Raw genomic sequence first — 24,778 nt, 5'->3', positions numbered from 1 at the left:
CATGGGCCCCAGCATTCTCGTTGCGCAGAACCTTAGCAAAGTGGTCCCCAGCGCGGAAGGTGACCTGACCATCCTCCACGCCCTTTCCCTCGACCTCGCCCAGGGCGACAGCCTGGCCATCGTCGGTGCCTCCGGCTCGGGCAAGTCGACCCTGCTCGGGTTGCTCGCCGGCCTCGATCGTCCCAGCGCCGGCCAAGTCATTCTCGCCGGGCACGACCTCGGCCCGCTGGACGAAGACCAACGCGCCAGGGTACGCGCCGAGCATGTCGGTTTCGTCTTTCAATCGTTCCAGCTGCTCGACAGCCTCAATGCCCTGGAGAACGTGATGTTGCCGCTGGAGCTGGACGGTCGGCGCGACGCCCGCGAGCATGCCCGCACCCTGCTGGAGCGGGTCGGCCTGGGCAAGCGCCTGGCCCACACCCCACGCCAGCTTTCCGGTGGCGAGCAACAGCGTGTCGCCATCGCTCGCGCCTTCGCCGCACAACCGGCAGTGCTGTTCGCCGACGAACCTACCGGCAACCTCGACAGCCACACCGGCGAGCGCATCAGCGACCTGCTGTTCGAGCTGAACAAGGAGCGCGGCACCACCCTGGTGCTGGTCACCCATGACGAGCGCCTGGCCCGGCGCTGCCGCCGCCAGATCCGCCTGGACGCAGGCCGCCTGGTGGCGCAGGTGGAGGCCTGATGAAGCACATGCCACTGTCTCGCCTGTGCGGCCTGGCCCTGCGCCAGCTGCTGCGCGACATCCGCGCCAGCGAAGTGCGGGTGCTGTTCTTTGCCTTGCTGGTGGCCGTCGCCGCCAGTACCGCCATCGGTTATTTCGGCGCCCGCCTGAATGGCGCGATGCAACTGCGCGCCAGCGAATTCCTCGGTGCCGACCTGGTACTGCAAGGCAGCACGGCGGCCCGTGAAGAACAGCTCAGCGCTGGCCAGGCGCTGGGCCTGCGGCATGCCCAGGTCGTCGAATTCACCAGCGTGGTGGGCGGCGATGCCGGCATCCAGCTTTCCAGCATCAAGGCGGTCGATGGCGCCTACCCGTTGCGCGGGCAGGTACGCAGTGCCGCAGCCCCGTATGCCGAGGAAACCCCTGGAGGCGGCCCGGCCCCTGGAGAAGCCTGGGTCGAACCTCGCCTGCTCGCGGCGCTGGGGCTGAAAGTCGGCGACCGCATCGACGTCGGCATGAAGACCTTGCGCATGAGCCGGGTGCTGACTTACGAGCCGGACCGCGCCAACAACTTCTATAGCCTGACGCCCCGGCTGATGATCAATCTGGCCGACCTGCAAGCGACCGGGGTCGTTCAGCCCGGCAGCCGGGTCACCTACCGCGACCTCTGGCGCGGCGATGCCGAAGCCGTCGTGCAATACCACAAGAACGTGGCAAAGCACCTTGCTGCCAACCAGCGCCTGCTCGACACCCGCGATGGCAACCGCCAGATCGGTGGCGCCCTGGGCAAAGCCGAGCGCTACCTGAACATGGCTAGCCTGGTGGCCGTGCTGCTGGCAGGCGTCGCCGTGGCGCTGTCCGCCAGCCGCTACGCTGCGCGGCGCCTGGATGCCAGCGCCTTACTGCGCTGCCTGGGGCTGTCGCGGCACCAGGCCTTGGGGCTGTATTGCCTGCAACTGGCGATGCTCGGGCTGGTCGCCGCACTGGCTGGCGCCCTGCTCGGCTGGCTGGCGCAACTGGGCCTGTTCCGCCTGCTGCATGGCCTGTTGCCCAGCGAAGTGCCGGCCGGGGGCATGCTTCCGGCACTGGCCGGCATCGCCACCGGCCTGGTCGCCCTGGCCGGTTTTGCCTTGCCGCCGCTGGCGGCGCTCGGCCAGGTGCCACCGCTGCGCGTGCTGCGCCGTGATCTGCTGCCCGTGCCACCGAGCAGTTGGCTGGTGTATGGCGCCGCCCTGCTCGCCCTGGGCCTGATCATGTGGCGCCTGAGCCTCGACCTGCTACTGACCTTCGCCCTGCTCGGCGGTGGCCTGGTCGCCGCACTGCTGCTGGGCGGGCTGCTGTTGCTCGGTTTGCAGAGCTTGCGCAAGGCACTCGCCGGCGCGCCACTGGCCTGGCGCCTGGGCCTTGGCCAGTTGCTGCGCCACCCCATGGCCGCTGCCGGGCAAGCCCTGGCATTTGGCCTGATCCTCCTGGCAATGGCAGTGGTGGCGCTGTTGCGGGCAGAACTGCTCGACAACTGGCAGGCACAACTGCCCAAGGACGCACCCAACCACTTTGTCCTGAACATCCTGCCCACCGACCGCGAACCGTTCGCCCAGCGCCTGCACGAGGTAAACGCCAGTTCGGCACCGCTATATCCGGTGACACCGGGCCGGCTGATTCAGATCAACGATCAACCGGTGCAGCAGGTCGTCAGCAAGGATTCCGCCGGCGAGCGGGCGGTACAACGCGACCTCAGCCTGACCTGGGCTGCCGACCTGCCCGTGGGCAATGTGCTGAGCGCAGGCAACTGGTGGCAAGCCTTGCCTGCCAGCGACGAAACTCCCGGTGTGTCGGTCGAGGCCGAACTGGCTGCCAGCCTGAAGCTGCAACTGGGCGACCTGCTGACGTTCGACATTGGTGGCGAGCAGCGCCAGGCGCGCGTCAGCAGCCTGCGCAGCGTGCACTGGGACAGCTTTCAGCCGAACTTCTACATGATCTTCCAGCCGGGCACCCTGCAGGGGCTGCCAACCACGTACCTGACCAGCTTCTACCTCGCCCCCGGCCATGATCTGGACGTGGTGGCGCTGTCGCGGGCGTTCCCGGCAGTGACCATCCTGCAGGTCGATGCCTTGCTCGAGCAGCTGCGCAGCATCCTCGCCCAGGTCACCCTGGCGGTCGAGTATGTGTTGCTGTTCGTGCTGGCGGCAGGGCTTGCCGTATTGTTCGCCGGGTTGCAGGCAACGTTGGACGAGCGGATTCGCCAAGGTGCCTTGCTGCGGGCACTGGGCGCCGCGCGCCCCTTGTTGGTCAAGGCGCGGCGCATCGAGTTCGGTTTGCTGGGGGCGGCCAGTGGTGCCTTGGCGGCGCTGGGGTGCGAGCTGATTACCCTGGTGCTGTATCGTTATGCGTTCGACTTGCAGTGGAGCCCGCATCCGTGGCTGCTGCTGTTGCCGCTGATCGGGGCGATGCTGGTGGGCGGGGCAGGTGTTTTAGGCACTCGACGAGCGCTGAATGCCAGCCCACTGGCGGTACTACGGGAAAGTTGATAGCGCCTGTGCTGGCCGCTTCGCAGCTAGAGCCGCTCCCCCAGGTACATCACCAGTCTGAAAGTTGTGCAATCGCTGTGGGAGCGGATTTACCCGCGAAGAGGCCGGCGCAGGCGATATTGATTCATTGCCCGTAGTGGATGCTGTTCACGTACCAGGTTGCTTGACCGGTGGGGGTGTTCACCAGCACTTCGTCGCCCTCCTCCTTCTTGAGCAGGGCCCGGGCCATCGGCGAGTCGATCGAGATATAGTCGTTACGGCCATAGATCTCGTCATACCCGACAATACGAAACTTCTTGGTCTCGCCGTCATCGTTTTCGATTTCGACCCAGGCACCGAAGAAGACCTTGCCTTCCTGCTGCGGCGAGTAGGCGACCACCTTCACATCCTCGAGGCGCTTGCGCAGATAGCGGACCCGACGGTCGATTTCGCGCAGCAACTTCTTGTTGTACTGGTAGTCGGCGTTCTCGCTGCGATCGCCGAGCGAAGCGGCCCAGGCCACTTTCTGGGTGATTTCCGGGCGGTACACCCGCCACAGATGATCCAGCTCCTTCTTGAGGGCCTCGTGACCTTCCGTGGTGATGATGTTGGTGCTCAACGGCGCGCTCCTCAGCGTCGGGTAATCAGGCCCTGGCGCGCGATGCGGGTCAGCTGGCCAATCACTTCGGCCGCGTCCTCGCGGGTTGGCGCCTGGATCACCGCCAGGTCGAAGCGATCGTTGCCGAACTGTTCCAGGCGGCATGCGTCTTCGGCGAACTGGATGAGAAAAGCGCGGGCCTGCCCCTTGCGGCGCGACAAGCCTTCAAGTTGGCGCAAGAGCGTTGGTTGATGCTGGCCACCGAGCAGAATGCGCGGTGTACGGGAAGCCTGGCCGGCAGGCAACGGGCTCAAACAGACACTGGTACGTGGACAACTCATGGAGTTTCTCTCCGCCTCGCGAATCCCGCTGGGCAGCGGTGGGAGGCGTCACCGAACCAGCGCTTTAGCGGTATTTCGGACGACCCGGAAAGCGTGCCAGTCCCGCGCCCCGCAAGTAGCTGTTTAAATCGGCGCAGGCGGTATGCTAGAGCGACCAGCCGCAAGCTGCAAGCCCCACGCTGAAATGCGTTCGGCTGGCGCTTGGTCAACGACTGACAACACGTTCCAGCGCCGTGCGTTCGCGGCTGAACGCCAGGAAGTACTTGTTGACGCTGTTGACGAAATTGACCGGCCCCATGCCGACCTGCTCCATGGCGATGCGCTCGGTCTGGAAGAACCATTGGTTACCATTGAGGCCGCGCTTGCGGGCCTCGGCGCGCATGGCCTGGACCCGCTCCGGGCCGAGGTTGTAGGCCGCCAGCACAAACGCCATGCGCTCGCGCTCGTTGATCTGCGGGCTGGCGAAGAACTTGCGGCGGATCAGCGCCAGGTAGCGCGCACTGGCCTGGACATTGCCATCGACCGAGCCAGTGTCGCTGACCCCCACCCGTTGCGCAGCCGACGGGGTGATCTGCATCAGGCCGTGCGCCCCGCCGCTGCCGCGTGCCGCAGGGTTCAGGGTGGATTCCTTGAAGGCCAGGGCCGCCAGGTTCAGCCAGTCGATCTGCTGCGCCTCGGCATGCTTCTGCAATACCGGGCGCAGTGAGTTCAGGCGCTGCCGGTCTTTGCCAGCCAACGGGTTGTGTACCCGGTACTGGCGTCGGTAGATGCGTTCGAAGGCCGCATCCTGGTTTTCCGGCGCATGATACCCCTGGAGAAAGCGATCAACCGTGGCCAACAGCATCGTCGCATCACGCCGCACATACCACCGCATGGCCTGCGCCTGCCCCAGTTGCACGCGGGTGTCCAGGCGCAGGTTCGGCATGACCCTGGCCCAGCGCTGGGCGATCGGGCGCTCCACCATGGTCAACGGATAGATGCCGGCCTGGACCATCTCCAGCACGTCTTCCACCGCCAACGTCGCATCAACCCATTCGATCTTGATCGGCGCCCGTTTACGCAGCGCCAGCTGCTGATTGAGCTGCTGTATCACCGCCCCTGCCGCGCTGGCGCTGGTCAAGGCCACCGTACGGCCGGAGAGCTGTTCGGCGCGGGTATAGCTGCGATCCCCCTTGCGCCCGACCAGCAGCAGCGGCACCTGGTCGAGCACTGGTGCACTGCTGTTGACCCCGCCGGTCAGGGCCGGGTCGAGCAGCTCGCCTGGTGCGGCCAGGTCACCTTCACCGCGCTGCAGGGCACCCAGCAGCTGCTCCTTGGCCCGTGGAATGATCTTCAGGCTGATCTGCTGGCCAGCACCGGCCCGGGCATTGAGGTAATGCTCGAGGCCACGCAGGCGGTAATACTCGATACCCACCGGTTCACCCTTGATCTCACCGGAGCTGTTGCGGCTCTGGTTGACCAGCACCCGCAGCACCTTGGTGCTGCGGATCTGCTGCAAGTCTCGGGCACTGTTCACCGGCACGTGCTGCTGTGGCCCTGGCAGCCGTGCGTAGGCCGGACCGACCGCGGTCAGCCCGAGCATCAGCATCAGGGTCAGCAGGTATCGCAGCATGCGAAATCGTGTCCGTGGTCGGTGGGCAGCAGCCATGGCGGAACGTGCGGTCGTAAGAAATGACGCTAGAAGACCACGACAACTGCCTGAAGTTCTTGGTTTTTTCCGAATATCACGCTTTTTGCTATGCTGGCCGCCCCGCGGCACGAGGTAGCACCATGCAACTGATCGATATCGGCGTCAACCTGACCAACAGCAGTTTCCACGACCAGCAGGCCGCCATCGTCGAGCGCGCCATCGAAGCCGGCGTGCTACAAATGGTCCTGACCGGCACCAGCCTGGAGGTCAGCGAGCAGGCGCTGGAGCTGTGTCAGCAGCTCGATGGCGACGGCCAGCACCTGTTCGCCACGGCTGGCGTGCACCCACACGATGCCAAGTCATGGGATGGCGACAGCGAGCAGAATCTGCGCCAGCTGCTGGCTGAATCCCGGGTGCGGGCCGTGGGTGAATGCGGGCTGGATTTCAACCGTGACTTCTCCCCTCGCCCGCTCCAGGAAAAGGCCCTGGAAGCCCAGCTGGCCCTGGCGGCGGAACTGCGCTTGCCGGTGTTTCTGCATGAGCGCGATGCCAGCGAGCGCCTGCTGGCCATCCTCAAGGATTACCGCGACCACCTACCGGCTGCAGTGGTGCATTGCTTTACCGGCGCGCGCGAAGCCTTGTTCGCCTACCTGGACATGGACCTGCACATCGGCATCACCGGCTGGATCTGCGACGAGCGTCGCGGCACCCACCTGCATCCGCTGGTGGGCAACATCGCCGAAGGCCGGCTGATGCTGGAGAGCGACGCGCCCTACCTGCTACCACGCAGCCTGCGGCCAAAGCCGAAAAACGGCCGCAATGAGCCGGCATTCCTCACCGAGGTGTTGCGTGAAGTGGCGCTGCATCGCAACGAGCGCATCGAGCACTGCGCCCAACACACCACTGCCACGGCCAAAGCCTTCTTCCAGCTTCCTTGACGCATGTCATGAACGTTTCTCGAGTGCGCGGGCACAATGATGGCACCTTGCCAATAATGTTTCCGCTCAACTCAGAGAAGACCTGCCCATGGGTGCCTGGCTTAGCAATATTTCCCTGAAGTACAAATTCTGGGCCGTCAACGCGGTGGCCTTTGTCACGACATTGCTGCTGGTGCTCTATGCGGTGCACCTTGAGCAACGCGCCCGTGCCGAGGCTGCGCAAGCCCAGGCGCAAGCCCAGGCCGAACTGCTGGCGGCCTGGCCTACCGGTCAGGCCCTGCCGCGCCAAGCCAACCTGATCACCTGGCAGCCCGGGCAGACCCCGTCTTATGCGGGTGAAGGCCTCGAAGCCCTGACCACTGCCCAAGGCTGGGTAGCCTTGCCGGCGGCCTGGATCCTCGGCGACAACCCGCTGCGCGGCGCTCAGGTGCTGCGCCATGGTTCGCAGCAACTGGCCGTACTGGCCGTAGCGCCAAGCCTTCGCCAGGTGTTCTTAGACCGCTTCAGCAACTACGCCTTCTGCGTGCTTATCCTCATGCTCGCGATGCTCGGCGCATCGCAGCTGCTGATCCGCTTCCTGCTCAGCCAGCTCAACACCCTCAAGGACGTGATGCTGCACGTGGAAAAGACCGGCGACCTGTCGGCCCGCGTGCCGCTGGCCTGTGGCGACGAAGTCGGCCAGATGGCCGGTGCGTTCAATGCCATGCAGGCCACCTACCACCGTGTGGTCAGCACCGTCGCCCAGACTGCGGCGCAGCTGGATTCCGGTGCCGCGCGCCTGGCCGCAAGCATGAGCGAAGTGCGCCATGGCATGCTCGGCCAACAGAGTGAGACCGACCAGGCGGCCACGGCAATCAATGAAATGTCGGCCACTGTGCACCACATTGCCCAGCATGCAGGCGCCACCCGTGACTTGTCGCAGACCGCCGACACCCTGGCCGGCAGTGGCAAGGACGTGGTCAGCCGGGTGCAGGACTCGATCTCCGGGCTCTCCAGTGGCGTTCAGCAAACCGCCGAGATGATTCGTCAGCTCGCCGACGACAGCCAGAAGATCAACAGCGTGGTCGGGGTCATTCACAGTATCGCCGAGCAGACCAACCTGCTGGCACTCAACGCCGCCATCGAAGCCGCCCGCGCAGGTGACCTGGGCCGTGGATTTGCCGTGGTTGCCGACGAGGTGCGCAACCTGGCCAAGCGCGTGCAGACCTCCACTGACGAAATCACCCGCATGGTCGCCGACCTGCAGGCTGGCACCCGTGACGCCGTGGAGTTCATGCAGGAGAGTTCGTACAAGGCCGACGACTGCGTCCGCCAGGCGCAGGAGGCTGGCGCGGCGTTGGCCGAAATTACCGGCGCGGTTGCCCAGATGCGCGAGAGCAATACACAGATTGCCGTCGCTGCGGAGCAGCAAAGCCAAGTGGCCGAAGAGATGAACCGCGCGGTGGTCAGCATCCGCGATGTCACCGAAGAGACCGTGCAGCAGACCGTCGACTCGGCCACCACCAGCAGCCACCTGGCGACCCTGGCCGGTGAGCTGAGCAAGGCCATTGGCCAGCTCAAGCTATAGTCGCCATAGCCAGCCTCGATTGGCCCCGTAACCGGGGCCACACTAAGCTTTGGGCATGCCTGCAAGAAAAAGCGCGAGGAGCTGCCCATGAGCAAACGACTGCCCAACCTGCACGCCTGGCAATGGCGTGGCTACCACCACAATCACCGGCACCCGACCAATCTGGTGTTGCACCTGATTGCCGTGCCGCTGTTCATCCTCGGTGCGCTACTGGTGTTGTCAGGCCTGTTCGGCCTGGACCTGGGCCAGATCGCCGTCGGCATCATAGCCGTGATTGCCGGCCTGGGCCTGCAGCGCCAAGGGCATCGCCTGGAAGCCGAGCAGCCTGAACCGTTCGCCAATCGCAAGGACGCGGTGCAGCGGCTGCTGACCGAGCAGTTCGTCACCTTTCCACGCTTCGTGCTCAGCGGCGCCTGGTGGAGAGCCTGGCGCGACCGGCACAAGCACCGGCACTGATGATCAGGCGAACACCGTGACCGTCTGCCGGCTCAGCGCCAGCAACTCCCCTTCGGCACTCCACAACGCTGCCGCCGCGTGGCCGTAGCCATCGCGCGCATGTTCGGTCTCGACACGGTAATAGCACCAGTCCAGCGTTGACAGTTTCGCCGTCGGCTGGATGAATTCGATGGTCCAGGTCAAGGTACTGCCCGCGGCTGGTTGCTTGAGAAACGGCATCAGGCTCGGTGGCCAGGCGTCCACCAGCGCCAACAGGTGCGCCTCGTTGATCTGCTCTTCAGCAACATCGCGCAGGCGCACCCAGCCGCCCATGTGGCGCGACGGGTTGCCACTGAACGGCAGGCCTCCGACCGTCCAGCGCAACGCAACATGGCGCATGAACTCCGGAGTGACGCCCTTGATGTAGGGTAACTCCGGAGCCGCTTGCTCGAGCGGTGTCATCGCCACGGCGGGCGCAGCGGCAACATTGATCACCGACGGTCGGCCCGCACCAAAATTGCCCTGCACCAGCGTCACCACCTGGCCATTCTGAATGGCGCGGCCCAGCAAGGTGCTGACTGCCTTGCCCTCACGCAGCACTTCTACCTCGAAACGGATGGGCACATCCGCTGCCGCCGGGCTGACGAAGCTGATGGCCAGCGAACGCACCGGGCGATCATCGGCGAGCTTCAGACGCATACGCTCATAAACCATGGCCGCCATCAGGCCGCCGAACACGGCACGCCCCTGGGCCCAGCTGGGCGGAATGCTGAGCGCCTCGGGGTTTTCCCGCACCGCGTCGAGCAATTGGTTGAAATTCATCGGCCGGCTCCTGCCTACAGCGAAAGGTTTGCCAATACTAGCCAGCAAACGCCGACCGATCAGCCCGCATATCGGTCATTTGCCGGGCTAACGTCGCTTGAGCGAGGCCTGCAGCGCATCGAGGGTGAGGTCGGCGTTGCGTTCTGCGTCGCGCAGTTGCCGCTCCCAGCTTTCCTTGCATGGCGCCAGGTCCGGGTGATCCTTGGCTTGCAGCAACCACTGCAGGCGGTCATGCCAATCACCCAGATCGCCCTGGGCCTTCTTCAACAGACGCTGCAGCTTCTTGCCGGCATGGTCGAGCTGCGGATAAGCCTCGTCGCCGTACCGTACCCGCTTGATCAGCAGGCGCAAACGATGGCGATCATGGCCGGGGGCCTGCAGGGCTTCATGCAGCTTGTGCCATTGCTTGACCAGGCGCTTGTCGACCCGCTTGACCAGCGACTTGGCCAGCCCCTCGCGCTCCGCTGCCCGCAGAAACAGCGGGAACACATCGACTATCGCCAGCACCCGGGTCAGCTGCGGGCTGGCGGCAACACTGGCGAATGCACTGTCCCACCTTGCCAGGCGCCGTTGCCCGGCTTCGGCATGGCCGCACCCGATGAGCTCGGCAGCCAGCACCTCTCGATCCCGCAGGGGCGTGGTCAGCGCCCCCAGCGACCGCGCCGCCTCCTCCAGCTGCTCCACTCCTGGCAGCCCCCGCAGCGGCCGCAACAGGCTGCGCAGGCGCCGCAGGCTGGTCCGCAAGTCGTGCAGCGCCTCGCTGTCAGTATTGGCAGCCAGGCGCTCACGGCAGGCCAGCAGACGCACCTGCAAGGTCAGCAACTGGGCAACGATATGATCGAGCATGGCTGACATGTGACACTCCTTGATCAACGCCCGGCGCGCGACTCACGAATGTAGAAGCGGGCCTTCTCGGACTTGTGGGTGCACCCTTCGTACCCCTCGAACTGCTGCTGCGTCTTGGCACCCGTCAGCAACGACAGCGCCTTGGAATAGCTGACAGTGCCGGCGAAGCCCTCGGCCTTGGCCAGGTCCAGCTCCTTCCAGGCGGCATCGAGCTGAGTCGCGCAGCTTTCGCGGTAGGCCGTCTTGCCCGCGCAGCCTGCAAGGGCCAGGGCAATCAGTGGAAGGCAGATCCAGGCTTTCATCGGTAGTACCTCAAAGGTCAAAAAACAGTGGCTGTTCGACGCCTGTGCAACTGAAAAGTGCCCGGCTCGATATGCTTTGCTTAGCGTAGTTCAGCGCCGTCTGGATTGAAGCACAGGCAGCGATGAGTGCATTGTAGAACCATGGTGGCACAAGCCGGGGATCGCTCATGAGCAAACGCGTGGCATTGGTGTTGGGATCGGGAGGCGCTCGTGGGTATGCCCATATCGGCGTTATCGAGGAAATCGAACGGCGCGGCTACGACATCGCCTGCATTGCTGGCTGCTCCATGGGCGCAGTGATTGGCGGTATCTACGCGGCAGGCAAACTGGAGGAATACCGCAACTGGATCGAAAGCCTGGACTACCTGGACGTACTGCGCCTGGTCGATGTCAGTTTCCGCCTTGGCGCCATCCGCGGTGACAAGGTGTTCGGCCAGATCCGCAAGATCGTCGGCGACATGAACATCGAGCAGCTGCGCATCCCTTATACGGCAGTGGCGGCCGACCTGACCAACCAGCAGGAAATCTGGTTCCAGGAAGGCTGCCTGCATCAGGCCATGCGTGCCTCGGCGGCGATACCGAGCCTTTTCACCCCGGTGATGCAGGGCAATCGCATGCTGGTCGACGGTGGCATTCTCAACCCTCTGCCGATCGTACCGGTGGTGTCCAGCCACTGTGACCTGATCATCGCGGTCAACCTTAACGCGACCAACCAGAAGCAATACCAGCTGCCGGTGATCGAGCGGCCGGCAGCTTTCAAGATGCGCTTCGATGCCCTGCTCAGCTCACTGGGCTCGCGCCTGCCGTTTCGGCGCAAGCCTGCCGAAGAGCTGATTCGCATCGAGCAGGAGATCGTCGCCGAAGGGCTGGCACCGCCCAACCCGTGGCTGGCCGACACGGCCGCCCCCGAGGCCCAGCAACCCGCCGCAGCGCCCGAGGGTGAAGGCGCGCCCAAGTCAGCAACCGGCTCGTTCATCATCGACAACGTCGGGCCGGCCTCGCTGCTCGACCTGATCAACCAGAGCTTCGAGGTGATGCAGACGTCACTGGCGCAGTACAAGATCGCCGGGTATCCGCCGGATGTGCTGATCAACGTGCCAAAGCGGGTGTGCCGCTTCTTCGAGTTCTACAAGGCGCCGGAACTCATTGCGCTGGGGCGGGAGATTGCGCGGGATACGCTGGACAACTATGAGGGACTCAAGCGCTAGACCTTGAGTTGCCTTTGCGGGCCTCTTCGCGGACAAGCCCCACAGGTACGGCACAGCTTTCAAGAGCGGTGCCGTACCTGTGGGGCTTGCCCGCGAAAGGGCCGGTACAGGACGACAGAAAAGAAACAGGCCGCACAAGGCGGCCTGTTTTGTCATGCAACCATCACTCAGTAACGGGTGATGTCGGCAGTGCCTTCCAGTTGCTTGCGGTAGGCTGCAAAGTCTTGCTGCCCTGCACGCGATGCGAGGTAGCGGCGGATCTGCTGCTTCTCGTCATCGCTGGCGGCGGCACCTTCGTTGACGCCCTTGAGCTGCAGCACGACCAGGCTGCCGTCGGCCAGGACCACGCTGCCGTACACCGGCTTGTCCTTGGCTTGCGGCTTGGCCAGGCGGAACAGCGCCTGCAGCTCGGCCGGATCGATACCGTCCTGACCACGGGTCACTGCTTCGTGAGCCTTCCACTGCTGACCGTCGTGCGCACCAGCAGCAGCGATGGAACCGTCACGCAGGCCGGCAATCAGCTTGTCCGCCTTGGCCTTGAGTTCGGCAGTTGCCTTCTCCTTGGCCAGGTGTTCGCTGATGTTCTTGGCCACGGCTTCCAGCGGCAGTTGCTCCGGCTTGCGGTGTTCCTTGACACGCAGCACGACGGTGGTTTCCGGGTCGAGTTCGATGGCGGTGCTGTTGGCACCTTCATCCATCACCTCTTCGGAGAACGCCGCCTGAATCACGCCACGGTTGGCGGTGATGCCCTCGCCGCCTTCGCGGCCGAACGGCGCGGAAGTCTGCACCTTGAGGTTCAGGTCCTTAGCCGGCTGGGCCAGGTCGGAAGCCTCGTAGGCAGCATCCTGCAGCTGCTTGCTGGCGTCGACGTAACGCTGCTCGACCAGAGGGGTCTTCAAGTCGCGGGTCAGCTTGTCCTTCAGGCTGGCGAAACTCGGTATTTCCGGCGCTTGCTTGCCCAGCAGCTTGATCAGGTGGTAGCCGAACTCGGTACGTACCGGGGCCGATACCTGACCGTCGTTGAGCTTGTACAGCGCGTCTTCGAAGGCCGGGTCATACACGCCTGGGCCTGCGAAGCCGAGATCACCGCCATTGCTGGCAGAACCTGGGTCCTGGGAGAACTCCTTGGCCAGCTTGGCGAAGTCTTCGCCCTTGGCCAGGCGCTGTTCGATCTCTTCGGCCTTGGCCTTGGCCTGGGCGTCGGTGACCTTGTCGTTGACCTCGATGAGGATATGCGCGGCACGACGCTGTTCGGCGAGGTTGGCAACTTCCTTCTCGTATTGGGCCTTGAGCTCGTCGTCGGTGACCTTGACCTGGTCGAAGAACGCCGACTTCTTCAGCTCGATGTAGTCGATGACCACCTGGTCAGGGGTCATGAACTCTTTGGCGTGCTGGTCGTAATGCGCCTTGACCTCGTCATCGCTGACCTTGACTGCGGCCGGGTTGGCCTTGAAGGTCAGGGAAGCGAAATCGCGGGTCTGGTTTTCCAAACGGGCAAAGGCGTCAACCTGCTGGTCGGTGACGAAGCTGCTGCCAGCGATACCGGTACGCAGCTGGCCGATCAGCATCTCTTCCGCGAGCATGTCGCGGAACTGCATGCGGCCATAACCCAGCTGGCGGATAACCTGATCGAAACGATCGGCACTGAACTTGCCATCGACCTGAAATTCCGGCGTCTGCAAAATCACCTGGTCCAGCGCGGCCTCAGAGAAGGCGAACTTGGCGTCTTTGGCACCCTGCAGCAGCAGTTTGCGATCGATCAGACCTTTGAGCGCAGCGTCGCGCAGGCGCTTGTCATCCAGCACCGCTGGGTCGAAATCCTTGCCCAACTGTTGCATCAGCTGACGGCGCTGCATGTCGGCAGCCTGGCTCAGCTCATTCTGGCTGATGGTGTCGCCGTTCACCTTAGCCGCGTCCTGGCTGTGGGTGGCGGCCTTGAAAATGGCTTCGAAACCGGTCAACGCCATCAACACGACGATAAGGCCGATGATGGTCTTGGCAATCCAACCTTGTGAATTGTCCCTGATATTTTGCAGCATGCGTCCCCCAGAAACGGCTGTACCACTGCGTCGACAACCGCGGAGCGTGGGTAGAATCCTGATAAAAGAAAGGCGCATCCGAGGATGCGCCTTTTCTTAGCAAACGTGTCAGGCGGGAACGTTTGCGGCCCGCCATCAGCGTGCTCGGACCTGGCCAAGCCGGGCCCGGCTGAAAGAGACGACTTAGTTGACGGCGTCTTTCAGGCCTTTGCCAGCCTTGAAGCCTGGAACCTTGGCAGCTGCGATCTTGATCGCCTTGCCGGTTTGCGGGTTGCGGCCGGTGCGCTCGGCGCGCTCTTTGACCGAGAAGGTACCGAAGCCAACCAGAACGACGTCGTCGCCTGCTTTCAGGGCGCCAGTCACGGAGTCGATCACAGCGTCCAGAGCTTTGCCGGCGGCAGCCTTGGAAATGTCAGCCGATACAGCGATAGCGTCAATCAGTTCCGACTTGTTCACTCTAAGTCCCCTTATTTCTCTATTGAGTTTGTTTCTAAGTATGTAATGAAAAGCTTATGAAACGTTCGCCGGGTGGCAGCTTGACAATAGCGTGCCGCTTTATAGCAAGGCCCCGAAAAAACTGTCAAGGAAAGCCCCCCGGCCAAAAACTACTAATGCGTGCTAATTCTTTCCTTGGCATCGCCGTCGCGTTTGTCATCTTTCGCGACAATCTCCGGAGCCACATCTGGCAAGGGCTCCGGGGCGTATTGCAGCGCAATTTGGAGGACTTCGTCAATCCATTTGACCGGTTTGATCTGCAGATCCTGTTTGATATTTTCCGGAATTTCCTTCAGATCGCGAACATTTTCCTCAGGAATGATCACCGTCTTGATCCCGCCACGGTGTGCAGCCAGCAGTTTTTCCTTCAAACCGCCGATGGCCAATACCTGACCACGCAGGGTGATTTCACCGGTCATTGCCACGTCGGCACGCACCGGAATCTGCGTCAGCGCCGACACCAGCGCGGTGCACATGCCGATACCCGCGCTCGGGCCGTCCTTCGGCGTGGCGCCCTCGGGCATGTGGATATGCACGTCGTGCTTCTCGTGGAAATCGGCGGCAATACCCAGGCTGCGGGCACGGCTGCGGACCACGGTTTGCGCGGCAGTGATCGACTCGACCATGACATCGCCCAGCGAGCCGGTCTTGATCAGCTGGCCCTTGCCGGGGATCACCACCGACTCGATGGTCAGCAATTCGCCGCCCACCTGGGTCCAGGCAAGGCCGGTGACCTGACCGATCTGGTCCTGCTGCTCGGCCAGGCCGTAGCGGAACTTGCGAACGCCGAGCAGGTGCTCGAGCTGCTCACCGGTGACCTTGACCTTGACCTGCTTCTGCCCGGTATGTTCCTTGACCACCTTGCGGCAGACCTTGGCAATCTGGCGCTCCAGGCCACGCACACCCGCTTCGCGGGTGTAGTAACGGATGATGTCACGAATCGCCGAGACGTCAATCTCCAGCTCTTCGACCTTCAGGCCGTTGGCCTTGACCTGCTTGGGCGTCAGGTACTTGACCGCGATGTTGATCTTCTCGTCTTCGGTGTAACCCGGCAGGCGGATGACTTCCATCCGGTCCAGCAGCGCCGGCGGAATGTTCATCGAGTTCGAGGTGCACAGGAACATCACGTCCGAGAGGTCGTAGTCGACTTCCAGGTAGTGGTCGTTGAAATTGTGGTTCTGCTCTGGGTCGAGCACTTCCAGCAGCGCCGAGGCCGGGTCGCCACGCATGTCGCTGCCCATCTTGTCGATCTCGTCGAGCAGGAACAGCGGGTTGCGTACACCCACCTTGGTCATCTTCTGGATCAGGCGGCCAGGCATCGAACCGATGTAGGTACGACGGTGCCCCCGAATCTCGGCCTCGTCACGCACGCCGCCCAAGGCCATGCGCACGAACTTGCGGTTGGTCGCGGCAGCGATCGACTCGGCCAGCGAGGTCTTGCCCACGCCAGGCGGGCCGACCAGGCACAGCACCGGGCCACGGATCTTCTTCACCCGTTTCTGCACGGCGAGGTACTCGAGAATCCGCTCCTTGACCTCTTCCAGGCCATAGTGGTCGGCGTCGAGGATCTCTTCGGCCTTGGCCAGGTCCAGGCGCACCTTGCTCTGGGCCTTCCACGGCACCTGCACGAGCCAGTCGAGGTACGAGCGCACCACGGTGGCCTCGGCGGACATCGGCGACATCTGCTTGAGCTTGTTCAGCTCGGCCTGGGCCTTGGCCAGGGCGTCTTTCGGCAGGCCAGCGCCTTCGATGCGCTTTTTCAGCTCTTCGACTTCGTTATGGCCTTCGTCACCGTCGCCAAGTTCCTTCTGAATGGCCTTCATCTGCTCATTCAGGTAGTACTCGCGCTGGCTGCGCTCCATCTGTTTCTTGACCCGGCCGCGGATTCGCTTCTCGACCTGCAGCAGGTCGATTTCGGCATCGAGCAGGGCCAGCACGTGCTCGACTCGGGCCGCCAGGTCGACGATCTCGAGGATTTCCTGCTTTTGCTCGATCTTCAGCGCCATGTGCGCGGCCATGGTATCGACCAGGCGACCAGGCTCTTCGATGCTGTTCAGCGACGACAACACTTCGGCGGGCACTTTCTTGCCCAATTGCACGTACTGCTCGAATTGCGAGAGCAGCGTGCGCACGAAGACTTCCGACTCGCGCTCGGCGGCGTCGGTTTCATCGATCAGGGAAACTTCGGCACGGATGTGCCCTTCTACTTCGGTGAAGCGCTCGACCGCACCGCGCTGCTCGCCCTCGACCAACACCTTGACAGTGCCATCGGGCAGCTTCAGCAATTGCAATACGGTAGCGACGGTACCGACCCGATACAGGGCGTCTTCGCCTGGATCGTCATCGGCAGGGTTTTTCTGGGCCAGCAGCAGGATCTGCTTCTCGCCCGTCATCGCCGCCTCAAGGGCTTCGATAGACTTCTCACGCCCCACGAACAGTGGGATGACCATGTGCGGATAGACGACGACATCGCGCAATGGCAAAAGAGGCAAGTCGAGGGTGGTCTTCATGATTTCGCCTCTACAGCGGCCTTATGGCCGGAAACCGGTGGAAATGATGCTTGGACCTAATGTGGGGGCACGCTTGGGAAATTACAAGCGCTTGCATAGGAAAAGCAGAAAGGGGCCCGTAGGCCCCTTCTAGCTTTGCTGCCATCACCCGGTGTTCGCCTGGAATCAGGCGTCGGGTGCAGCCTTGGCTTGCGGCTCGCTGTTTTCGTAGATCATCAGCGGCTGCGAGGTGCCTTCGATGACGCTCTCGTCGATCACCACCTTGCTGACATCCTTCTGCGAAGGAATCTCGTACATGGTGTCGAGCAGCACGCCTTCGAGGATCGAACGCAGGCCACGGGCGCCCGTCTTGCGCTCCAGGGCCTTGCGTGCGACGGCCTTGAGGGCGTCGGTGCGGAACTCGAGGTCCACGCTTTCCATCTCGAACAGCTTGGCGTACTGCTTGGTCAGGGCATTCTTCGGCTCGGTGAGAATCTGCATCAGTGCAGCCTCGTCAAGCTCGTCGAGGGTCGCCAGAACCGGCAGGCGACCCACGAACTCGGGGATCAGGCCAAACTTGACCAGATCGTCCGGCTCGACCTCGCGCAGCGATTCGCCGACCTTCTTGCCCTCTTCCTTGCTGCGTACTTCGGCGCCAAAACCGATGCCACCCTTGGTGGAGCGGTTCTGGATGACCTTTTCCAGGCCGGAGAAGGCGCCACCGCAGATGAACAGGATGTTGCGGGTATCAACCTGCAGGAATTCCTGTTGCGGGTGCTTGCGGCCGCCCTGCGGCGGTACCGAAGCAACGGTGCCCTCAATCAGCTTCAGCAGTGCCTGCTGCACGCCTTCACCCGAAACGTCGCGGGTAATGGACGGGTTGTCCGACTTGCGCGAGATCTTGTCGATCTCGTCGATGTAGACAATGCCCATCTGGGCCTTTTCCACGTCGTAGTCGCACTTCTGCAGCAGTTTCTGAATGATGTTCTCGACGTCCTCACCCACATAACCGGCTTCGGTCAGGGTGGTGGCGTCAGCTATGGTGAACGGTACGTTCAACAGTCGCGCAAGGGTTTCGGCGAGCAGGGTCTTGCCCGAGCCAGTAGGCCCGATGAGCAGGATGTTGCTTTTGCCGAGTTCGACTTCGTCGCCCTTCTTGTCACGCTGGTTCAGGCGCTTGTAGTGGTTGTACACCGCTACCGAGAGCACCTTCTTCGCGCGCTCCTGACCGATGACGTACTGGTCCAGGATGCCGCTGATTTCTTTCGGCGAAGGCAATTTGTGCGCGCTGCTCTCGGCCTGGGCTTCCTGCACCTCCTCACGGATGATGTCGTTGCACAGGTCGACGCACTCGTCGCAGATAAATACCGAGGGCCCGGCAATCAGTTTGCGCACTTCGTGCTGGCTTTTGCCGCAGAAGGAGCAATAAAGCAATTTGCCGCTGTCCTCGCCGTTACGGGTGTCAGTCATTCGATCGATCCAATCCGGTAGGCTTGCAACACAAGATGAAGGCAATTGCGGGCTTTTTCAAGTCCGCAGGTAGGCGCTTTGCGCACCTACCTGCCCTGGCACCTGGGTTCAGGAGGCCAGTTGCCGCTTGTCGTATACCGAGTCGATCAGGCCGTACTCGGCCGCGCGCGAGGCGCTCATGAAATTGTCACGCTCGGTGTCGCGCTTGATGGTCTCGAGGTCCTGGCCAGTGTGGTAGGCCAGCAGCTCGTTCAGGCGCGCCTTGATATTGAGGATTTCCTGGGCGTGAATCTCGATATCGGTGGCCTGCCCCTGGAAACCGCCCAGTGGCTGGTGGATCATCACGCGCGAGTTCGGCAGGCAGTGACGCTTGCCCTTGGCTCCTGCGGCCAGCAGGAACGCACCCATGCTGCAGGCCTGGCCGATGCAGATGGTCGAGACGTCTGGCTTGATGAATTGCATGGTGTCGTAGATCGACATGCCAGCAGTCACCGAACCGCCTGGGGAGTTGATGTACAGATGGATATCCTTGTCCGGGTTTTCCGCTTCAAGGAACAGCAGCTGCGCCACAACCAGGTTGGCCATGTAATCCTCTACCGGGCCAACCAGGAAGATCACTCGCTCCTTCAACAGGCGCGAGTAGATGTCGTAGGCACGTTCGCCACGGGCGGACTGCTCGATAACCATCGGGACCAGGCCGCCTGCGGCCTGGATGTCAGAGCTCTGCTGAATATAAGAATTGCGGGACATGTCCTGCGCTCACTCCCAAATAGTCATGGCTTGATAACGCACAAGCCAGCTCGAAGGCTGGCTTGTGGGGGTTTCCTACGAGAGAAGCCTGTTACTCAGCGGCGGCAGGGGCCTGTGCTGGCTTTACGGCATCTTCGTACGAGACCGACTTGTCGGTCACAGTCGCTTTCTGCAGAACAGTATCTACAACTTGTTCTTCCAGCACAACCGAACGAACTTCGTTCAGTTGCTGGTCGTTCTTGTAGTACCAGGAAATGACCTGCTCAGGCTCTTGGTAAGCCGAGGCCATTTCTTCGATCATTTCGCGAACCTTGCCTTCGTCCGGCTTCAGCTCGAACTGCTTGACCACTTCGGCGACGATCAGGCCCAGCACCACGCGGCGCTTGGCTTGCTCTTCGAACAGCTCGGCCGGCAGTTGCTCAGGCTTGATGTTGCCACCGAACTGCTGAACAGCCTGCACGCGCAGACGGTTGACTTCATTTTCCAGCAGGGCCTTTGGCACTTCGATCGGGTTGGCGGCCAGCAGACCGTCCATGACCTGGTTCTTGACCTTGGTCTTGATCGCCTGGCGCAGCTCACGCTCCATGTTCTTGCGAACTTCGCTGCGGAAGCCTTCCAGGGTCGACTCTTTGATGCCGAACTGGGCGAAGAACTCTTCGTTCAGCTCTGGCAGCACAGGCGCCGAGACGCTGTTGACGGTGATGGTGAACTCGGCGGCCTTGCCAGCCAGGTCCAGGTTCTGGTAGTCCTCAGGGAAGGTCACGTTGACAACGCGCTCTTCACCCGCCTTGGCGCCAACCAGGCCGTCTTCGAAGCCAGGGATCATGCGGCCGGAACCGAGTACCAGCTGAGTGCCTTTGGCGGAACCGCCAGCGAACACTTCACCGTCGACCTTGCCGACGAAATCGATGTTGACCTGGTCGTCGTTCTGCGCAGCGCGCTCGACAGCCTCGAAACGGGTATTCTGCTTGCGCAGCACTTCCAGCATGTTGTCCAGGTCGGCGTCAGCCACTTCGGCGCTCAGGCGCTCGACGCTGATCGACTCGAAGCCGGCAACGGTGAACTCCGGGAATACTTCGAAGACAGCAACGAATTCCAGGTCCTTGCCCTTCTCGAAGGACTTCGGCTCGACGGCCGGAGCGCCAGCAGGGTTCAGCTTCTGCTCGACGATGGCTTCGTAGAACGAAGCCTGGACCAGGTCACCGAAGGCCTCTTGACGGGCATCGGCTTCGAAACGCTGACGGATCACGCTCATCGGCACCTTGCCTGGACGGAAGCCCGCGACCTTGGCGCGCTTGGCAGTCTGTTGCAGACGCTTGTTGACTTCGTTCTCGACGCGCTCGGCCGGAACGGCGATGGTCATGCGGCGCTCGAGAGCGGAAGTGTTTTCAACAGAAACTTGCATGGATATTCCTCGTTGCACAGACGTTAGCCGGCGATAGCCCGACTCCAGAATCAAGGGCGAACATTCTAGTGAGTCACGCACCAGAAGTCACCCCACCCGGGACGACGGGAAGCCACGCCGGTCGATTAACTTGCATGGCCCGCACGGTGAAGTGCCGAGCCTCTTTATATAGAAGGCCGCATACCAGCCAACGCCGGCACACGACCGAAATACCTTGTCAAACATCCACCAGCTTGAGAGCGACCCGTTTATTCAGGATCAATCTCGTTGAACTGGCAGTACTCCTCCCACTCCATGCCCAACGCCTCGGCCACTTCGCGATGGGTCTCCAGGCGCATGGCCTGCAGTTGCTCGGGGCTTTCGGCAATCAGCTGCAACGCCAGCTCCCAAGGCTGAAGGCCCTGCTCATCGGCAGCATCCTCGAATGCCCACTCGATCTGCTGGGCCTGCTCACGCGCATCCAGCTCGCGAATTTCTTCGAGCAGTTGCGGATTGGCTTCGGCAAAGCGCTGCAACGCCATGGCCTGGCGGGCTTCTTTTGCAATCATCAGGGGTATTCCTCTGCCGGCCAAATGGACCGGTGTTTCAACCGGCTGAAATCTAACAGCTTTTATTGGGGTGCCACCAGAGGATTGCAAGGGGGGATTGAGTAATGACTGCGAAGTCCTGCCCTGAAAGTTGTGGCGCCTGCCATATCGAGCGCCGCGCGGGCGGCGCTCGAACCCACAGACGCCAAACCCCTCAAGGCAGGCACCCCGAAAACGACAAAGGCGCCCGATCTCACGATCAAGGCGCCTTCGAAAATATGGGGTGGACGATGGGAATCGAACCCACGACAACTGGAATCACAATCCAGCGCTCTACCAACTGAGCTACGCCCACCATATTGCGGTGTTGCGATACAACCTTACAGAAGCATGGTGCGGACGAAGAGACTCGAACTCTTACAGCTTGCGCCGCTGGAACCTAAATCCAGTGTGTCTACCAATTTCACCACGTCCGCGTAACGCTTAAAAACAAAGGCGCCAGACCATTCAATCAGCGGCGCCTTCGTCGAATATGGGGTGGACGATGGGAATCGAACCCACGACAACCGGAATCACAATCCGGCGCTCTACCAACTGAGCTACGCCCACCATATTGCATTACAGCCTTACTTGCTTGCCCAAGCTGCCTAAATGGCGCACCCGGCAGGACTCGAACCTGCGACCATCCGCTTAGAAGGCGGATGCTCTATCCAGCTGAGCTACGGGCGCTTAAGCTTGAAGCCTAACCGAACAAGCCGTTAACAGATAACTGCCAAACTACTCATTCTGCCCGACCTCGCCAACCAGTGCTAGGCTGTGCCCGACAAGTGCGGCGAATCTTATAGGCGACCCTACAGGTCGTCAACACCTTTCTCGGAAAAATTTAAATTATTTAAGGGGTTAGAGGATTTGCCCGACCACCCGCCTTTGCCCTTGGGCGGACTCGTGCGAGAATGCGCCCTCTTTATTGTTCCTTTCTCGATGGTTAATCACGCGTCTATGACTGCACACCTAATCGATGGCAAGGCGATCGCCGCCAACCTGCGCAAGCAGATCGCTCAACGTGTCGAGGAGCGTCGCCAGCAAGGCCTGCGCACGCCGGGCCTGGCGGTGATCCTGGTCGGCACCGACCCCGCCTCCCAAGTCTATGTCTCGCACAAGCGCAAGGACTGCGAAGAGGTCGGCTTCATCTCCCAGGCATTCGACCTGCCCAGCGAGACTACGCAGCAAGCGCTGACCGAGCTGATCGACCGCCTCAATGACGACCCGGCCGTCGACGGCATCCTGCTGCAACTGCCGCTGCCGGCGCACCTGGACGCCTCGCTGCTGCTCGAACGCATCCGCCCCGACAAAGACGTCGATGGCTTCCACCCTTACAACATCGGCCGCCTGGCCCAGCGTATCCCGCTGCTGCGCCCGTGCACGCCAAAAGGCATCATGACCCTGCTGGAAAGCACCGGGCAGGACCTGTACGGCATGAACGCGGTCATCGTCGGCGCTTCCAATATCGTTGGCCGCCCGATGGCCATGGAACTGCTGCTGGGCGGTTGCACCGTGACTGTCTGCCACCGCTTCACCAAGGATTTGGCCGGCCACGTCGGCCGCGCCGACCTGGTGGTTGTGGCCGCCGGCAAGCCGGGCCTGGTCAAGGGTGAATGGATCAAGGAAGGCGCCATCGTCATCGACGTCGGCATCAACCGCCAGGAAGATGGCAAGCTGGTCGGCGACGTGGTCTACGAGACCGCCCTGCCACGCGCCGGCTGGATCACGCCGGTGCCGGGTGGCGTCGGGCCGATGACCCGCGCCTGCCTGCTGGAGAATACGCTGTATGCGGCGGAAGAACTGCACAAGTAACAGCGCGTGACATGAAGACGGCACCTCTGGCAGGTGCCGTTTTTTTTTGCTTGCGCCACAGCGCAGCCGATTCGGCTGCAGGGGCGCGCAAGATCAGCCGCTCCCGCTGCCAGCATCCCCTGCTTCAGCCAGCATCGCCACGCTCTGCGCCCGACAATATTTCCAGAGACCTCACTGGAAGCGTCGCCGCAAGGAGACCCGTCATGACCCGCTATATCGATGTGCAAGACCTCGCCCGCCTGGTCAACCGCAAAGGCCTGGCCACTTGCCTGGTAGAGATGGCCGAGTACATTCGCCAGGACTACCTGCGCTGGCCGGCCTTCGAGAAGTGCGCCCGGGTGGCCAACCATTCGCCCGACGGGGTGATCGAGCTGATGCCGGTGTCCGATGCGAGCCTTTACGCTTTCAAGTACGTCAACGGCCACCCGAAGAACACCCACCATGGCCTGCCCACAGTGATGGCCTTCGGTACCCTGGCCGATGTCGACACCGGCACCCCCTTGCTGCTCAGCGAGATGACCCTGACCACGGCGATCCGTACCGCCGCCACCTCGGCACTGGCAGCTCGCTACCTGGCGCGGGAGAACAGCCGCTGCATGGCCCTGATCGGCAACGGCTCGCAAAGCGAGTTCCAGGCCATCGCCTTCAATACCCTGTTGGGCATCGACGAGATCCGCCTGTACGACATCGACCCTGCTGCCACGGCCAAGCTGGTGGCGAACCTGGCCGGCCGCCCTGGCCTGAAGTTGAGCGTCGCCAGCTCCGTGACCGAAGCGATCCGCGGTGCCGATATCGTCACCACAGTGACTGCCGACAAGGCCTATGCAACCATCCTCACGCCGGACATGATCGAACCAGGCATGCACCTGAATGCGGTGGGGGGCGACTGCCCGGGCAAGACCGAACTGCACCGCGACATCGTCGAACAGGCGCGGGTGATCGTCGAGTACGAACCGCAGAGCCGTGTCGAGGGCGAGATCCAGCAGATGCCTGAAGATTCGCCGGTGGTCGAATTGTGGAAGGTCGTCGCGGGGCTTGTTCAAGGCCGCGAGAACGCAGGGCAAGTGACCCTGTTCGACTCGGTCGGATTTGCCCTGGAAGACTACTCGGCCTTGCGCTACGTGCTGGACACCGCACGTATGCTGGGCATTGGCCAGGACATCGCGCTGGTACCGAAGCTGGAGAACCCGAAGGACTTGTATTCACTGCTGCAGCCGCGCGTGGTTGGCGTACGCGCGATGCGCAAGGAAGATACCGCCTGCGCCTGATCAACCCCGGGGCCGAGCAGCAGCCCCGGATTACGCCTACCCTGTTCGTGCCCACTTTCGAAAGAAGCCCTGCGCATGGACACCAAGGACGCCAATGCCCAACCTCTGGACCGGATCGATGAGGCCATTATCGAGGTGCTGCGCCACGACGGTCGCATCACCTTCGAAAAGCTCTCGACCCTGGTGCACCTCACCCCGCGCCCCTGCCTGGAGCGCGTGCGCAAGCTTGAACGCCGGGGTGTGATCCGCGGCTATGGCGCGATCATCGACTTGCAGAAACTCGCCCCTGGCTTGTCTTTGCTGGTGCTGGTGGCCCTGTCCAACCAGAGCGGGCGCGCCGCGCAGAAGGCCTTCGAGGCCACCATGCTGGCCTGCCCGGACGTCTACGAATGCCAGCTGATCAGCGGCCACTTCGACTACAGCCTGCGCCTGCGCTGCCGCGACATGGAGCACTATCGGGTGCTGAGCGAAAGCTGGATGAACAATGATGCACTGCACATCGACAAGCTGGTGGCACACCCTGAGCTGGCGTCGATCAAGTGCATGGCGCCGCAGATCGGGCGCTAACCCTGTACCCCCAAGCCCTTGTCAGCTTGAATAGCCTCGCCGTCTCCTTGCAATGG

The 24,778-nt window shown here is 62.5% G+C and carries 22 protein-coding genes and 4 tRNA genes; 9 read left to right on the top strand and 17 right to left on the bottom strand.

Going from position 1 to position 24,778, the window contains the following annotated elements; all coding sequences use genetic code 11:
* Position 1 precedes the first annotated feature (1 nt).
* Positions 2-685: an ABC transporter ATP-binding protein gene (locus APH33_RS02130; RefSeq protein ID WP_054883565.1), complete on the top strand. Its 684-nt coding sequence runs from the start codon at positions 2-4 to the stop codon at positions 683-685.
* Positions 685-3,192 (top strand): ABC transporter permease, encoded by a 2,508-nt coding sequence (locus tag APH33_RS02125; protein ID WP_054883564.1) that lies wholly within the window; start codon positions 685-687, stop codon positions 3,190-3,192. Before APH33_RS02130 ends, APH33_RS02125 begins: the two co-directional genes overlap by 1 nt.
* Positions 3,193-3,316: 124 nt before the next feature.
* Here APH33_RS02125 and greB read toward each other — a convergent pair whose 3' ends face one another.
* From greB to APH33_RS02110, 3 genes are all read right to left on the bottom strand, one after another.
* Positions 3,317-3,790: a transcription elongation factor GreB gene (gene greB / locus APH33_RS02120; protein WP_054883563.1), complete on the bottom strand. Its 474-nt coding sequence runs from the start codon at positions 3,788-3,790 to the stop codon at positions 3,317-3,319.
* An 11-nt stretch (positions 3,791-3,801) separates the two neighbouring features.
* On the bottom strand, positions 3,802-4,110 hold the full coding sequence (locus APH33_RS02115; RefSeq protein WP_054883562.1) for a hypothetical protein: 309 nt from the start codon (positions 4,108-4,110) through the stop codon (positions 3,802-3,804).
* A 205-nt stretch (positions 4,111-4,315) separates the two neighbouring features.
* Positions 4,316-5,722: a transglycosylase SLT domain-containing protein gene (locus APH33_RS02110; RefSeq protein WP_054883561.1), complete on the bottom strand. Its 1,407-nt coding sequence runs from the start codon at positions 5,720-5,722 to the stop codon at positions 4,316-4,318.
* 158 nt (positions 5,723-5,880) lie between these two features.
* Between APH33_RS02110 and APH33_RS02105 the strand changes: the two genes are divergently transcribed.
* The 3 genes from APH33_RS02105 (at position 5,881) to APH33_RS02095 (ending at position 8,701) form a co-directional block, all read left to right on the top strand.
* Positions 5,881-6,678, top strand: coding sequence for a TatD family hydrolase (locus APH33_RS02105; protein WP_054883560.1), 798 nt, complete (start codon positions 5,881-5,883; stop codon positions 6,676-6,678).
* Positions 6,679-6,766: 88 nt separating this feature from the next.
* Complete coding sequence (locus APH33_RS02100; protein WP_054883559.1) at positions 6,767-8,245, top strand: methyl-accepting chemotaxis protein; 1,479 nt, start codon at positions 6,767-6,769, stop codon at positions 8,243-8,245.
* Positions 8,246-8,332: 87 nt separating this feature from the next.
* Positions 8,333-8,701 (top strand): Mpo1-like protein, encoded by a 369-nt coding sequence (locus APH33_RS02095; RefSeq protein ID WP_054883558.1) that lies wholly within the window; start codon positions 8,333-8,335, stop codon positions 8,699-8,701.
* Between the two features lie 3 nt (positions 8,702-8,704).
* Here the strand turns inward: APH33_RS02095 and APH33_RS02090 are convergent, their stop codons facing one another.
* From APH33_RS02090 to APH33_RS02080, 3 genes are all read right to left on the bottom strand, one after another.
* On the bottom strand, positions 8,705-9,502 hold the full coding sequence (locus tag APH33_RS02090; RefSeq protein WP_054883557.1) for an acyl-CoA thioesterase II: 798 nt from the start codon (positions 9,500-9,502) through the stop codon (positions 8,705-8,707).
* 87 nt (positions 9,503-9,589) lie between these two features.
* The gene (locus APH33_RS02085; RefSeq protein ID WP_054883556.1) at positions 9,590-10,357 is read right to left on the bottom strand and encodes a CHAD domain-containing protein; all 768 of its coding nucleotides are present in this window, start codon (positions 10,355-10,357) and stop codon (positions 9,590-9,592) included.
* 14 nt (positions 10,358-10,371) lie between these two features.
* Positions 10,372-10,650: a hypothetical protein gene (locus tag APH33_RS02080; protein WP_054883555.1), complete on the bottom strand. Its 279-nt coding sequence runs from the start codon at positions 10,648-10,650 to the stop codon at positions 10,372-10,374.
* A 167-nt stretch (positions 10,651-10,817) separates the two neighbouring features.
* On the opposite strand from APH33_RS02080, the gene APH33_RS02075 reads away from it, so the two are divergent.
* Positions 10,818-11,858: a patatin-like phospholipase family protein gene (locus tag APH33_RS02075; RefSeq protein WP_054883554.1), complete on the top strand. Its 1,041-nt coding sequence runs from the start codon at positions 10,818-10,820 to the stop codon at positions 11,856-11,858.
* A gap of 167 nt (positions 11,859-12,025) precedes the next feature.
* Here the strand turns inward: APH33_RS02075 and APH33_RS02070 are convergent, their stop codons facing one another.
* The 11 genes from APH33_RS02070 to APH33_RS02020 form a co-directional block, all read right to left on the bottom strand.
* Positions 12,026-13,897: a SurA N-terminal domain-containing protein gene (locus APH33_RS02070; RefSeq protein WP_054883553.1), complete on the bottom strand. Its 1,872-nt coding sequence runs from the start codon at positions 13,895-13,897 to the stop codon at positions 12,026-12,028.
* A gap of 183 nt (positions 13,898-14,080) precedes the next feature.
* Complete coding sequence (gene hupB / locus APH33_RS02065) at positions 14,081-14,353, bottom strand: nucleoid-associated protein HU-beta (RefSeq protein WP_054883552.1); 273 nt, start codon at positions 14,351-14,353, stop codon at positions 14,081-14,083.
* Positions 14,354-14,505: 152 nt separating this feature from the next.
* Complete coding sequence (gene lon / locus APH33_RS02060) at positions 14,506-16,902, bottom strand: endopeptidase La (protein ID WP_054883551.1); 2,397 nt, start codon at positions 16,900-16,902, stop codon at positions 14,506-14,508.
* A gap of 165 nt (positions 16,903-17,067) precedes the next feature.
* A complete protein-coding gene (gene clpX / locus APH33_RS02055; protein ID WP_054883550.1) occupies positions 17,068-18,351 on the bottom strand; it encodes an ATP-dependent Clp protease ATP-binding subunit ClpX in 1,284 nt (427 codons plus the stop codon).
* A 108-nt stretch (positions 18,352-18,459) separates the two neighbouring features.
* Entirely contained in the window at positions 18,460-19,101 is a 642-nt protein-coding gene (gene clpP, locus APH33_RS02050; RefSeq protein ID WP_003259400.1) for an ATP-dependent Clp endopeptidase proteolytic subunit ClpP, read from the bottom strand.
* Between the two features lie 91 nt (positions 19,102-19,192).
* A complete protein-coding gene (gene tig, locus APH33_RS02045; RefSeq protein WP_054883549.1) occupies positions 19,193-20,506 on the bottom strand; it encodes a trigger factor in 1,314 nt (437 codons plus the stop codon).
* A 248-nt stretch (positions 20,507-20,754) separates the two neighbouring features.
* Positions 20,755-21,054 carry a DUF6388 family protein gene (locus tag APH33_RS02040; RefSeq protein WP_054883548.1) on the bottom strand — a complete coding sequence of 100 codons (300 nt, stop codon included), beginning with the start codon at positions 21,052-21,054 and terminating at the stop codon, positions 20,755-20,757.
* A gap of 258 nt (positions 21,055-21,312) precedes the next feature.
* Positions 21,313-21,388: transfer RNA gene (locus APH33_RS02035), tRNA-His, on the bottom strand.
* A gap of 36 nt (positions 21,389-21,424) precedes the next feature.
* Positions 21,425-21,509 (bottom strand) — tRNA-Leu (locus APH33_RS02030).
* 57 nt (positions 21,510-21,566) lie between these two features.
* Positions 21,567-21,642, bottom strand: a tRNA-His gene (locus tag APH33_RS02025).
* 43 nt (positions 21,643-21,685) lie between these two features.
* A tRNA-Arg gene (locus APH33_RS02020) sits at positions 21,686-21,762 on the bottom strand.
* A 270-nt stretch (positions 21,763-22,032) separates the two neighbouring features.
* On the opposite strand from APH33_RS02020, the gene folD reads away from it, so the two are divergent.
* The 3 genes from folD (at position 22,033) to APH33_RS02005 (ending at position 24,722) form a co-directional block, all read left to right on the top strand.
* The gene (gene folD, locus APH33_RS02015) at positions 22,033-22,887 is read left to right on the top strand and encodes a bifunctional methylenetetrahydrofolate dehydrogenase/methenyltetrahydrofolate cyclohydrolase FolD (RefSeq protein WP_054883547.1); all 855 of its coding nucleotides are present in this window, start codon (positions 22,033-22,035) and stop codon (positions 22,885-22,887) included.
* A gap of 203 nt (positions 22,888-23,090) precedes the next feature.
* Complete coding sequence (locus tag APH33_RS02010; RefSeq protein WP_054883546.1) at positions 23,091-24,155, top strand: ornithine cyclodeaminase; 1,065 nt, start codon at positions 23,091-23,093, stop codon at positions 24,153-24,155.
* Between the two features lie 75 nt (positions 24,156-24,230).
* Complete coding sequence (locus APH33_RS02005; protein ID WP_054883545.1) at positions 24,231-24,722, top strand: Lrp/AsnC family transcriptional regulator; 492 nt, start codon at positions 24,231-24,233, stop codon at positions 24,720-24,722.
* The last annotated feature ends 56 nt before the right edge of the window (positions 24,723-24,778 follow it).

This window comes from Pseudomonas sp. NBRC 111130 (assembly GCF_001320485.1).
Taxonomy (GTDB): Bacteria; Pseudomonadota; Gammaproteobacteria; order Pseudomonadales; family Pseudomonadaceae; genus Aquipseudomonas; species Aquipseudomonas vlassakiae.
This window is presented reverse-complemented; position numbering and strand designations above follow the sequence as displayed.